This is a genomic window from Thiothrix litoralis (genome assembly GCF_017901135.1).
In the GTDB taxonomy this organism is placed as follows: Bacteria; Pseudomonadota; Gammaproteobacteria; order Thiotrichales; family Thiotrichaceae; genus Thiothrix; species Thiothrix litoralis.
In genome coordinates this window covers 2,902,308-2,914,998 of sequence record NZ_CP072801.1, presented here as the reverse complement: position 1 = coordinate 2,914,998, position 12,691 = coordinate 2,902,308, and the positions used below count along the sequence as shown (strand labels likewise).

The 12,691-nt window shown below is 50.9% G+C and carries 9 protein-coding genes; 8 read left to right on the top strand and 1 reads right to left on the bottom strand.

Annotated features, from left to right (window positions below):
- The first annotated feature begins 8 nt into the window (after positions 1-8).
- The 8 genes from J9253_RS14065 (at position 9) to J9253_RS14030 (ending at position 8,963) form a co-directional block, all read left to right on the top strand.
- The gene (locus J9253_RS14065) at positions 9-1,286 is read left to right on the top strand and encodes a hypothetical protein (protein ID WP_210221550.1); all 1,278 of its coding nucleotides are present in this window, start codon (positions 9-11) and stop codon (positions 1,284-1,286) included.
- Entirely contained in the window at positions 1,240-1,725 is a 486-nt protein-coding gene (gene pssD / locus J9253_RS14060; protein WP_210221549.1) for a PssD/Cps14F family polysaccharide biosynthesis glycosyltransferase, read from the top strand. Before J9253_RS14065 ends, pssD begins: the two co-directional genes overlap by 47 nt.
- On the top strand, positions 1,697-2,188 hold the full coding sequence (pssE, locus tag J9253_RS14055) for a PssE/Cps14G family polysaccharide biosynthesis glycosyltransferase (protein WP_210221548.1): 492 nt from the start codon (positions 1,697-1,699) through the stop codon (positions 2,186-2,188). Before pssD ends, pssE begins: the two co-directional genes overlap by 29 nt.
- A complete protein-coding gene (locus J9253_RS14050; protein ID WP_228291391.1) occupies positions 2,181-2,990 on the top strand; it encodes a glycosyltransferase family 2 protein in 810 nt (269 codons plus the stop codon). The genes pssE and J9253_RS14050 overlap by 8 nt, the downstream gene beginning before the upstream one ends.
- A gap of 13 nt (positions 2,991-3,003) precedes the next feature.
- Positions 3,004-4,152 (top strand): GDP-mannose 4,6-dehydratase, encoded by a 1,149-nt coding sequence (gmd, locus tag J9253_RS14045; protein ID WP_210221546.1) that lies wholly within the window; start codon positions 3,004-3,006, stop codon positions 4,150-4,152.
- Positions 4,153-4,157: 5 nt separating this feature from the next.
- Positions 4,158-5,126, top strand: coding sequence for a GDP-L-fucose synthase (gene fcl / locus J9253_RS14040; RefSeq protein WP_210221545.1), 969 nt, complete (start codon positions 4,158-4,160; stop codon positions 5,124-5,126).
- Positions 5,127-5,145: 19 nt separating this feature from the next.
- Positions 5,146-6,582 carry a mannose-1-phosphate guanylyltransferase/mannose-6-phosphate isomerase gene (locus J9253_RS14035; RefSeq protein WP_210221544.1) on the top strand — a complete coding sequence of 479 codons (1,437 nt, stop codon included), beginning with the start codon at positions 5,146-5,148 and terminating at the stop codon, positions 6,580-6,582.
- Between the two features lie 122 nt (positions 6,583-6,704).
- Entirely contained in the window at positions 6,705-8,963 is a 2,259-nt protein-coding gene (locus J9253_RS14030; protein WP_210221543.1) for a GumC family protein, read from the top strand.
- Here the strand turns inward: J9253_RS14030 and hrpA are convergent.
- Entirely contained in the window at positions 8,953-12,672 is a 3,720-nt protein-coding gene (hrpA, locus tag J9253_RS14025) for an ATP-dependent RNA helicase HrpA (protein ID WP_228291390.1), read from the bottom strand. The two genes, J9253_RS14030 and hrpA, sit on opposite strands and share 11 nt — an antisense overlap.
- Positions 12,673-12,691: the final 19 nt, after the last annotated feature.

Here is a 12,691-nt window from a genome sequence, read left to right as displayed (position 1 = left end):
GATTGTTTATGCAATACAACGCTACATTGCTGAAAGCGCCACCGACGATGGGGATAGTCGCTTCGACTTATGACCGGCTGTTGATGGTGGCAGTGCTGGCTTTGGTATCAGGTCTGTTTTTCCTGAGTGATGACCATCGCTTTGGTTTGGCTTTTTTACGTGAAGTAACCATCGGCCTGTCGTTAATGGCGGTTGCTTACGTGCTGATCCTGAAAAAGGATGAAATGGATTCCGTCGACTGGTATCTGTTGGTGATGGTCGGGCTGCTGTTTGTGATGCCCCCGATTTTTGCTTACCTGAATTTTCACCAGCCGTTGCAGTATGGTTTCCTTGAAGAGCGGCGTACCCTGCTTTATCTCTTGTATTTTCTGGTGATGGCGACTATTGGTGGCCGCAAGGGGTATGGGGATGGCGATCTGGAAGTGATCCTGAAATACCTGTTCTTTCTCACGCTGGCATGGTCGGTGGCTAATGCTTTTGAGTGGATACCACGCAATTCCGGTTTCTCATTTTCAGTCCGTGCAGAGCAGTTTGCTGAGGGCTTTGTGGCCACGGATGAGCGCTTCGCTACCCGTTTTATGGAAGCTGGTTTCCTGGTTACGTTGTACCCTTATTTTCTCGTCGCCCGGGGGCAATTCCTCAAAGCAGTATTGCCGATCTTGTTGCTGATCGCTTATATGCTTTACATTAATCAGACGCGTGGTTTTGGCTTGCTCATTGTCCTGATATTTTTCTGGATAACGGTTCTGCGGCGTCGGGTTGATACCTTCAATGTCAGTGCTATGGCGGTTGTTCCGGCCATTTTTGTTTTGGGTTACATGGCTTACTTACTTTATGCCCATGCTTTTGGCAAGCCAGTTATTTTTTATGACTATCATCGCAATCGTGAGCTACATATCTTGTTAGGAGAGACGTTGAGCGATTTCTTTATGCCGCATGGCGCTTTATCACTTCAGTTTAATGAAGGGTTTCTGTCAGTATACGGTATTAATATCTACGTCTCGGATATTGGTTTGGCAGGCTTGCTGTTCAAATTTGGCATCTTGTTTTTTCCTTTGGCGTTCTTGATGATTATGATCGTTTATCTTTTGTTCGCCAAGTACCGGAATGACTTCTCAATAATTTTGATGGCATTGTTGCTTGCCAGTTTTATGGTAGCCCCGTTTGGGGACTTTTTGGGACGCGGCACTGAAGGGTTTGCGTTGTTGATGGTATTGGTCAGATTGCAAGGAGTGGACCATGAACATAAGTATATTGCTTGTGTACGGCGAGGGCGGGCATCATGATCAGGCAATGCGCCTGATGAAACAGATGCAGTCACTTGACCCCAAGATTGAGTTCATTCATGTGACCGACACGGTGACGATGAAGGCTGAATCTATTGAAAAAATCTATACAGTTCCGCCCATTCGCCACAAAAATGAGTCCTTCAATCCCCTCAACTTTGTGAATGCATATTTGAAGGCGGTAACCTTGACGGTAAAGCTGGTACGGCAATATCAACCCCGTGCGGTGATTGGTTTTGGTCCTGGTATTTGTATTCCGGTTTTCATGGTTTGTAAGGTGCTTAACGTTAAAAAGCGGATCTTTTTTGAAGACTGGTGCCGATTTACCAGTAAGAGTCTTTCAGGAAAAGCCTGTTCTCCATTCAGCACCAAGTTTTTTGTGCAGAATGAATCATTGAAGGAGTTGTATCGTGACGCTGAATTTGCAGGACGCCTCTAAAAAAACGCGTGTTCTGGTGATAACCGGGACAACAGGTTTTGATTCCTTGGTGCGGAAAATTGACGAGAGTCGGGAGCTGGAAAAGAGGTATGACATTACCTTGCAAACCGGTGAGGGGGCTTATAAACCCCAGTACAAAGCCTCGTTTGATTTTGACAAAGGTCTGAAAGATCGCCTGGCTGAGTATGACTTTTTTATTACCCATGCAGGTGCAGGCACCATTTTTATGTTGCTGGAGCAAAAAAAGCGTGTCTTGGTTGTGCCTAATACCGAGCGGGCTGACAAGCATCAAACTGAACTGGCTCAGTACGTAAAGTCGCAAAATTTGTGTGCGGTCTGCCCGGATGTACAAGGTGTTGCGGAGGCGATCAGTGTTATCGACAACAGTACGCAAAACTTGCAGCCTTACGAAAAAGTGGAATTTAATGCAGTACGGGAAGTTCTGAGATATATTTATGAGTAATAAATTTTTCTTTATAACGATTTGTTATAATAACCTGTCTGGTTTGATGCGTACTGTGAACTCCATGCTGGAGCAGTCGTACCCGCACTGGGAATGCATCATTATTGATGGCAACTCACAAGATGGCACGAAGGCATACCTTGAGCAACTGTCTCATGAACAAGCCAATATTCGTGTGGTATCAGAGCCAGACCGGGGCATTTACGATGCAATGAACAAGGGCATTACCCAGATTCCGGCGTGCGACTATTTCTGCTTCCTGAACTCCGGGGACTCCCTATTTGCACCGGAAACCTTGGTGCAATTGGATGCTAAAATCAAGGCATTAGCTGAGAATCAGCCAGCGATTGTTTACGGTCATGCCTGTGAAGAGTTTGCTAACGACCAGCAGGTTATCAAACCGGCGAGCAGCACGATAAGCTTGGAAAAAGGGATGTTTTGTAACCATCAGTCCATGTTTTTCCATCATCGTTATGCCCAATTACGCTATGATCTTGAGTACAAACTCTCGGCAGATTATGACTATATCGTCAGGGCAGTTAAAGTACTCCAGCATCCGTCTGATATTCAGATGGTCGATATGGTCATTTCGCGCTTTGACATGACGGGTGTTTCCAATAGTCAGCGTATGTCTGGCATTAAGGAAGACTTTAAGTTAAGGGTGAAAAACGAGCTTTGCTCATCTGTACCTTCGGCATTGTATGCCGTGCGTTCCATTGGTCTGATGAGTTTGAAGCGTGTTTCATACCCGTTGTATTTGCTGATGCGCAGCAAACCGACCTCTAACAATCAAGTTATCTAAATAAGGAATAATCATGAGCAAAACGGCTTTAATTACGGGTATCACGGGTCAAGACGGTGCTTACCTGGCTGAGTTTTTGTTGAAAAAGGGCTATACCGTACACGGGATCAAACGTCGGTCTTCATCGCTGAATACTGACCGTATCGACCATCTGTACCAAGATCCGCATACCTCCGATGGTAAATTTGTGCTGCATTACGGCGACATGACCGACAGTATGAACCTGACCCGGATTATCGGTCAGGTACAACCGGATGAAATTTACAACCTCGCGGCGATGAGCCACGTTCACGTCTCGTTTGATATGCCTGAATACACCGCCAATGCGGATGGTATCGGCACACTGCGTATCCTTGAAGCGGTACGTTTCCTGAACCTGACCAAAAAAACCCGTATTTATCAGGCATCCACGTCCGAGCTGTACGGCTTGGTACAAGAAGTGCCGCAAAAGGAAACCACGCCCTTCTACCCGCGCTCACCTTACGCCGTTGCCAAGTTATACGCTTACTGGATCACCGTTAACTACCGCGAAGCCTATGGCATGTTTGCGTGTAACGGCATCCTGTTCAACCATGAATCACCCTTGCGTGGTGAAACCTTCGTAACCCGTAAAATTACCCGTGCGGCGTCCCGTATTGCGTTGGGTTTACAGCAAGATTTGCATTTGGGCAACCTGTCCGCGAAACGTGACTGGGGTCATGCGCAAGATTACGTGGAAATGATGTGGTTGATTCTGCAAGCTGATGAGCCAGAAGACTTTGCCATTGCAACCGGCGTTACCACTGAAGTACGTGAGTTTGTGCGCATGGCGTTTGCCCGCACCGGTATTTTGGTGGAATTTAACGGTGAAGGTGTCGATGAAAAAGGCGTGATCGCCGGTTTTGACCGTGCTGTTTACGAGACTGCCACCGGTGCGCAACCCGAGCAGCATGGCTTGGCAGTAGGCCGTGAAATTGTATCGGTTGACCCCCGTTATTTCCGTCCAACCGAAGTGGAGTTGCTGATTGGCGACCCAACCAAGGCCAAGGAAAAACTGGGCTGGGTTCCTAAACATGATCTGAATTCACTGGTGAATGACATGATGGAATCTGACCTGAAGCTGATGTTGAAAGAAAAGCATCTGAAAGACCACGGTCACCGCATTATGTCTTATCACGAGTAATTCACATGAAAAAGACCCGTATTTATGTCGCTGGCCATCGTGGCATGGTTGGCTCCGCCCTGATTCGCCAACTGGCGCAACGGCCTAACGTTGAGTTAGTGCTGCGTTCGCGGCAGGAGGTGAACCTGAGCCGTCAACAGGAAGTTGAGCAGTTTTTCCAGGCGGAATCTATTGATCAGGTCTATCTGGCGGCGGCAAAAGTCGGGGGGATTCATGCCAATAACACGTATCCGGCGGATTTCATTTATGAAAACCTGATGATTGAAAGCAATATCATTCATTCAGCTTGGCAAGCAGGTGTTCAGCACCTGCTGTTCCTTGGGTCATCCTGCATTTACCCCAAGTTTGCCCAGCAGCCAATGGCGGAGTCTGAATTGTTGCAAGGTGAGTTAGAAGCCACTAACGAGCCTTATGCTATTGCCAAAATCGCCGGTATCAAATTATGTGAATCCTACAACCGTCAACATGGCACGCAATACCGCAGTGTCATGCCGACCAATTTGTACGGTTTCAACGATAATTTTCACCCGGAAAACTCCCATGTGATTCCTGCGTTGATGCGGCGTTTCCATGAGGCGAAACGGGCAAAAGACCCACAAGTGACGGTGTGGGGTTCGGGGACGCCCCTGCGTGAGTTCCTGCATGTGGATGATATGGCGGCTGCCAGCATTCATGTCATGGAAATGGATGATGCAGCGTACCAAGCACTGGTTCCGCAAACTTTGTCGCATATCAATGTCGGTACCGGGGCAGATTGCAGTATCGCCCAACTGGCGCAATTGATGGCGGAAGTGGTCGGTTTCCAAGGCAAGATTGTCTTTGATGCCAGCAAGCCAGACGGTACGCCCCGCAAGTTGCTGGATGTTTCCCGCCTCAAGGGCTTGGGGTGGCAACCGCAGATTGCCTTACCCGCAGGGCTTAAATCAACGTATGAATGGTTCGTCGATCACCAGCGTGATTTTCGGCAATCCTAATAGAAAGGAAGGTGTAGCGATGGCAACTCCGATAACCCCCGTCATCCTGTCGGGTGGCTCTGGCTCACGTTTGTGGCCTGTTTCCCGTAAATTGCGTCCCAAGCAGTTTTTGCCGCTGATTTCTGAAGACCGTACCTTGTTCCAGTCGACACTGGAGCGTCTTGACGGGCTTGTGGACAAACAGCCAGCCATTGTGGTGTGTAACGAAGAACACCGTTTCATGGTGGCTGAACAATTGCAAGGCATTGATCAGGCCAATCAGGGCATCCTGCTGGAACCTGTCGGGCGCAATACCGCTCCGGCAGTTGCCGTGGCGGCCTTGTGTCTGTTGGACAAAACCGGGCAAGATCCGGTGATGTTGGTGCTGCCTGCTGACCACGTGATTTCTGATGTGACCGCTTTTCAGCAAGCCATTGTTCAAGCGTGCTCGCTGGCAGAAGACGGCTATCTGGTGACGTTTGGCATTACGCCGCTGTCGCCAGAAACCGGGTATGGTTACATTGAACAAGGTGCGCCGATTACCGGTTTTGACAATGCTTGGCAGGTGGCTACCTTTGCCGAAAAGCCCACTGTTGAAACGGCGAGCGCGTATCTGGCGGGTGGCAAGCATTTATGGAACTCCGGCATTTTCATGTTCAAGGCCAGCACCTTCCTGCATGAACTCGAAACCCACAGACCTGAGATTCTGGAAGCCTGCAAAAAGTCCTTCAAGCAAGCCCAGCATGATATGGATTTTATCCGGCTGGATGCAGCGTCTTTCCATGCCTGTCCTTCTGATTCGATTGACTATGCGGTGATGGAACATACCCGCCATGCCGCTACCGTACCGCTCAATGCCGGTTGGAATGACGTGGGCGCATGGTCTGCGGTGTGGGAAGTCAGCGAGCGGGATGCTGCCAACAATGTGTTGCGTGGCAATGTCATGACCCATGATGCGGGCAATAACCTAGTCTTTACCGAAGACCGTCTGGTGACGTTGGTAGGGGTGGATGATTTGATTGTCATCGAAACCAAAGATGCTACCTTGGTCGCGCATAAAAGCAAGGCTCAGGATGTGAAACGTATCGTGACAGCGTTGGAAGCAGAAGGCCGTAGCGAGGCGATTATTCACCGTTTGGTCAATCGCCCATGGGGTTGCTACGACTCGGTGGATGCGGGTGAGCGTTTCCAAGTGAAGCGGATTACAGTTAAGCCCGGTGCAAAATTGTCCCTGCAAAAACACCATCATCGTGCTGAGCACTGGATTGTGGTGAAGGGTACGGCTGAAGTGACCTGTGATGACAAAATCTTTCTGTTGACCGAGAACCAGTCAACTTACATACCGCTGGGTAGCGTCCACCGTCTCGCTAATCCGGGAAAAGTGCCGCTTGAGTTGGTTGAAGTTCAGTCAGGTAGTTATCTTGGGGAAGATGACATCGTTCGTCTGGAAGATCAGTATGGGCGCAATGAAGCCTAGTAGAATCGTAGGGCTGTTTTCGGGTGCATGTTTTTTGCATCATGTACTATTCTTGATTGGATTTTATAAATTTATATCAGCAACAAAAGATAGCCAGTAGCGGCAATGCTCAAGGAGCAGTGATGGAAAATTACTATACAAATCAGTCGAAAAATCTCGAAGTAAGAGCCCAAGGTAATGCTCAGGTCGTCGAGTATATTCCCGTGGAGGAGATTGCCTCAAAAACACAGGTTGAGGAATTCGGCTTTGGTGAGCTGTGGCGGCGGCTCATGCAGCGTAAGTGGTTGTTGTTGGGTATTGCCTTGACTACTTTCCTGGCTGCTATCGTGTTAACCATGACTTCTCCCAATGTTTATCGTGCGACAACGACTTTGCAGGTGACACCGGAAGATGGCCCAGCTCTAAATTTAGGGGAGGGTACAGGGGCTGCCCGTGCTCCTATGAGCGAGCGGGAGTTCTACCAGACTCAGACCGAACTGCTACGCAGTGAGCGTTTGACCAAAAATACTTTGGACAAGCTGGGGATCTCCTCCCGTTTTGAGGCTGATGATTCCTTGAAATCACGGGCTTATGATTGGTTGGCTTCCGTCAAGCGTGACCTGACGGGTGATGTTGTGGTAGACGATAAGACTCATGTGATGGAAGAAAACTTCAAGCGTTCATTGTCGATTTATCCAGTAGAAAACTCGCAAATTTTCAAGATTAGCTATGACCACCGTGACCCCAAATTGGCAGCGGACGTTGTGAATACGCTGGCGGACAGTTACAAGCAGATGAATTTTGATTTGCGTAACGAGAGGGTTGCCCATACCAAAGAAATTCTGAGTGATAAGCTGGCAGCAGCAAAAAGTGAGTTGGAGGCTTCGGAGAACAAGCTGGTTGCCTATGCCAAGAAACAAGGCATTATTACGTTGGACGGGGATCGTTCTTCTGCCTCGGGAGTAATGGATGGGTTCAATGCGGCGTTAACGGAAGCAACCGGGGCAAGAATTGCTGCGGAGGCCGCTTTTAACCGCTCCAAGAATGTTGCAGGTGCTGATCGTACTTTGGAAAATCCAGCGATTCAGGCATTGAAAGAAGAGTTGGCACGCTCACAGGCGGAATACCGTGACAAGTCCCGTTTGTTCAAGCCGGGCTTCCCGGAAATGCAGCAACTTCAAGGCCGCATTAGCGAATTGCGCAGTGAAATTTCTAAAGAGTCGGCAAGCATCGACAGCACGGCTCGCGGCAAGCTGCAAGCTGAGTTTGAAGCTGCCAAGCAGCGCGAAGCCAAGCTGAAAGCTGAAGTCAAAAAGCAGGAAGGCGTATTGATTGGGCAGCGTGATAAGTCTCCTGAATATAATACACTGGAACGCAAAGTAGAAGCTGACCGCCGTAACTACGATAGCCTATTGACTAGCTTGGGCGAAGTGCGTCGTGCGGAAGACAGTGGTGCTAGCAACGTTGCAGTAGTTGACGTAGCCAGTGTGCCCTCCAAGCCTTATTCGCCCAATATCCCGTTGAATCTGGCAATGGGTGCCGCCATCGGTTTGTTGTTGGGGCTGTTGGCTGCGGTGCTGGCAGAAATCATGGATGACCGCATCAGAAGTGTTGAGGATATGAGGCGTGCATTGGGTTCCATTCCTTTGTTGGGCGTGGTTCCCTACATTTCCGGGCGTAAGAACAAGAATGTGCTGGCACTGCGTGGTCAGGTTGGCAGCTCTTTCATGCTGGAAGCTTTCCGCTCCTTACGTGAAAACATTCTCATGATGAAAGCGCCGTCGCATCAGGGGTTGGCTTTACTCATGAATGTCACCAGCCCTGCGCCAAGTGAAGGTAAAACCACTACTGCCGTGAACCTAGCAACGGTATTTGCTTACACGGGTAAACGAGTCCTGTTGATTGATTGCGATATGCGTCACCCGGAAGCCCATAACAAACTGGGTCTGGAAAATCGCGTGGGTGTGAGTGATTTCCTGTTGGGCGAAAAGGACGTGAGCGACCTGATTCAGGAAACCACCGTGCAAAACCTTTCCGCGATTTCAGCAGGTTCCGCTGTGCCTAACCCGACTGAATTGTTGGCAAGTGATCGCTTTACTGAATTGTTGAGCGAAGTGGAAGGTATGTTTGACCACATTATCCTTGATGGGCCACCAGTGATGGGCTTGGCGGATGCCTTGATTATTTCTAACCGTACCGGCAATACTGTGTTTGTGAGTGCTTACGGCCAAACCGGTAAGCGCAATTTGAAAGATGCAATGGGACGTTTGCATCAAGCACAGTGCAATATCATCGGTTCTGTGCTGACCAAGATGAAGTCGCCGGAAGTGTCCAACAAGTATTATGGCTATCCAAACCGCTATCCACGTAGCAGTCAGACGGCGATGGTGGCTACTCAGTAAGCGCTTTCTTCCATAGTTCATCCAGCCGCTTGGCCGATACCGGCCTTGCGGTTCCCAGCTCCTGCGCAAATAGCGATACCCGGAATTCTTCCAGCATCCAGCGATACTCGCTGGCATGTTCGCTACTCTCCCTGTGTTTTTTTGCTTTCCATTGATCCCAGTACGGTTGCACTTGTACCCGTAATGCCCTGTCTTTGGTCGGATTCTCCGCCAATTTTTGCAATCGCCTTTGAATGCCTTTGAGGTAACGCGGAAAGTGCCGTAATTCCTCGGGCGATACTGTGTCCAGAAAACCCACATACACCAGATGATTCAATTGATCACTGATGTCATTCAGGGCTTCCAGCCAGCTTGGTTGCATTTTACCTTTCAGTTGCTTGCGCAGTTCGTGGTACAGGGCAAGGATGGGAGCGAGTAGCCGGGCTGTTTCCTGCGTTTGTGGGAAAATTTGGCGACGGCCTTCACCCAAGGCATGTTCAAAACTAGCTTGTTTACGGATATTCAGGTAATCCGCAAAGACCTGACGGAAGACGTAACGGGTAATGCTTTCCTTCAATTCATCGCATTTGCCAGTGGCGGCGTAGTGCAGGCACAAGGTCTGCATGGACGGAACGTATTTGGGTACATCTTTCACTTCACCCGGCAAAGTGAGCAGGAATAGGCGCAAGACGCCTTGCCAGTGTGCTTGAGTAGCGTCGGCTTCATTGTCAAATAGGCGGATGGTGACGCTGTTGTTGGCATCGACCAAGGCAGGCCAAGTGCGTAATTTTGTTCCGCCTGCTTCTAACCAATAAAGTTCGGGCAAATCGCCGAAATCCCACGCGGTGATGCCAACCCGTTCGATGGACTGCACGGGTTTGGAGGCCAGTTCCTGACGGGTTTGCTGGCGAACCTTACCGCGCAGGGTTTCCAGATCCCGCCCGCTGCGGATGACTTTGCCGGTTTCATCCGCCACTTCAAAGCGCATTTGTAAATGGTTGGGCAATGCCACGTCTACCCAAGCTTCGGGGGGAATCTGGCTGCCGGTCATACGCAACAGGTGTTTCTCAACAGCAGCTTGCAAGGGAACGGTGTCGCTGGGCTGGATAGATTCGAGGCAGGCTCGTGCGTAATCGGGTGCGGGCACAAACTGTTTGCGTATGGGCTTGGGGAGGGCGCGAATTAATGCAGTGATTTTTTCTTCCAGCATTCCCGGCACTAAATAATCGAAGCGTATCACGGCAAGTTGGTTCAAACCGAGCAAGGGTACGCGCACAGTGACGCCATCATCTTCGGCCTTGGGGTCAAAGTGATAACGGAGCGGCAGAATCATGCCTTGTACGGACAGGGTATCGGGGTATTGCCCGCTCTTTTCATGCCCGGCTTCGCGCTGCATCAGGTAATCGCGGCTGAGGTGCAGTAACTGACTGTCTTTTTGCTCGGCTTTTTTGCGCCAGCGCTCGAAGGTAGGCCCGTTGACGACATGGGCGGGAATGCGTTGCTCATAAAATTCGTACAGCCGGTGCTCATCGGCGAGGATGTCGCGGCGGCGGCCTTTGGCTTCCAGCGTTTCGATGTCGGCGATCAGTTCGGCGTTGTACTGGAAGAAGGGGGCAGGGGTGCGGTATTCACCGTAGACCAGTGCGTGGCGGATGAAAATTTCACGGCAAACTTCCGGGTCAATGCGCCCATAGTTGACCTTGCGGCGCGGGGTAATGGTAATGCCGTACAGCGAGGTGCGTTCAAACGCGGCTACTTGTGCCTGTTTTTGTTCCCAGTGTGGCTCGGTGTAATGGTGGCGTAATAGGTGAGCGGCGAGTTTTTCGATCCATTCTGGCTGGATTCTGGCGATGGTGCGCCCGAACAGGCGTGAGGTTTCCACCAACTCGGCAGCCATGACCCATTGCGGGGGCTTTTTACGCAAGCTGGAGGCGGGGAATAAGTGGAATTTACGTCCGCCCGCGCCCATGTACTCGCGGTCTTCATCCTTCATGCCGATATTGCCGAGTAAGCCGGTCAGCAGGCTGAGGTGGATGGCGTCGTAGCTGGCTTCGCTCGCGTTTTCCTTGCAACCCATTTCGGCGAGCATTTGATGGAGTTGTTGGTGAATGTCATGCCATTCACGCAGGCGCATAAACGACAGGAATTCTTTCTTGCACAATTCGCGGAACTTGCGTTGGGTCAAGTGTTTGCGTTGTTCGTGGTAGTAATCCCAGAGTTTTAGGAAACCGAGGAAATCGGAGTGCTCGTCCTTGAAGCGGCTGTGTTTTTCGTCGGAGGCTTGTTGTTTGTCTAAAGGGCGTTCACGCGGGTCTTGCAATGTCAGGGCGCTGACGATGATTAGTGCTTCGCGTAATGCGCCGTTTTCCTGCGCTGCCAGTAACATGCGCCCGTAGCGTGGATCGAGCGGCAGTTTGGCGAGTTGGTGTCCGCTGGGGGTGACGTTGTAATCGGCATCCACTGCGCCGATTTCAAACAGCAGTTTATAACCGTCGCGGATTAGCCGGGTATCGGGTGGTTCGACGAACGGGAAATTTTCCACATCCGCTGTCCACATGGTGGCAAGTTGCAGGATGACGGCAGCGAGGTTGGTGCGCAGGATTTCCGGCTCGGTAAACACCGGACGTTTGTTGAAATCGTCTTCGCTGTAGAGGCGGATGGTGATGCCGTTGCTGACCCGTCCGCAGCGCCCGGAACGCTGGTTGGCAGAGGCTTGCGAGACTTTTTCAATCGGCAAGCGTTGCACACCCGCGCGCCACGAATAGCGTGAGATGCGAGCGTAACCACTGTCCACCACGTATTTGATGCCGGGCACGGTGAGGGAGGTTTCCGCGACGTTGGTGGAAAGCACGATGCGGCGGCGTCCGTGTGGCTCAAAAATACGGTGCTGTTCCTCATTGGAGAGGCGGGCATACAGCGGCAGAATTTCGGTGGCGGGTGGGTGATGCTTACGCAAGGCTTCGGCGGTTTCGCGGATTTCGCGTTCGCCCGGCAGGAATATCAGGATGTCGCCGGGGGCTTCGCGCCCCAGTTCATCCACCGCATCCAGAATGGCTTGGGTTTGGTCACGCTCGAATTCTTCTTCGGCATCCACATCCACCAAGGGGCGGTAGCGGATGTCTACCGGGTAGGTACGCCCGGATACATTAATAATAGGTGCATTATCAAAGTGTTGTGAAAAGCGTTCCGGGTCGATGGTGGCCGAGGTGATGATTACCTTCAGGTCGCGACGTTTGGGAAGCAGCCATTTCAGGTAGCCGAGCAGGAAGTCGATATTGAGGCTGCGTTCGTGCGCTTCATCAATGATCAGGGTGTCGTATTGTTTGAGGTAACGGTCTTGCTGGATTTCTGCCAGCAGGATGCCATCCGTCATCAGTTTCACGTAACTGTCGGGTGAACAGCGGTCGTGGAAACGGACTTTGTAGCCGACCTGTTGCCCTAGTTGCACCTTGAGTTCTTCGGCAATGCGGGCGGCGACGCTACGTGCGGCAATGCGGCGTGGTTGGGTGTGGCCGATGAAGCCGTTGACCCCGCGTTCCAGTTCCAGACACATTTTGGGGATTTGGGTGGTTTTGCCGGAGCCGGTTTCGCCGCAAATGATGACGACTTGATGTGCTGCAATGGCCTTGATGATTTCGGCACGCCGCGCCGCTACCGGAAGTTCTTCCGGGTATTCGGGCTTGGGGAGGTTTTGCAGGCGCAGGGCGCGTTTTTGAATAAGGTTGCTCACGATCAGGTAGGAATCCAGC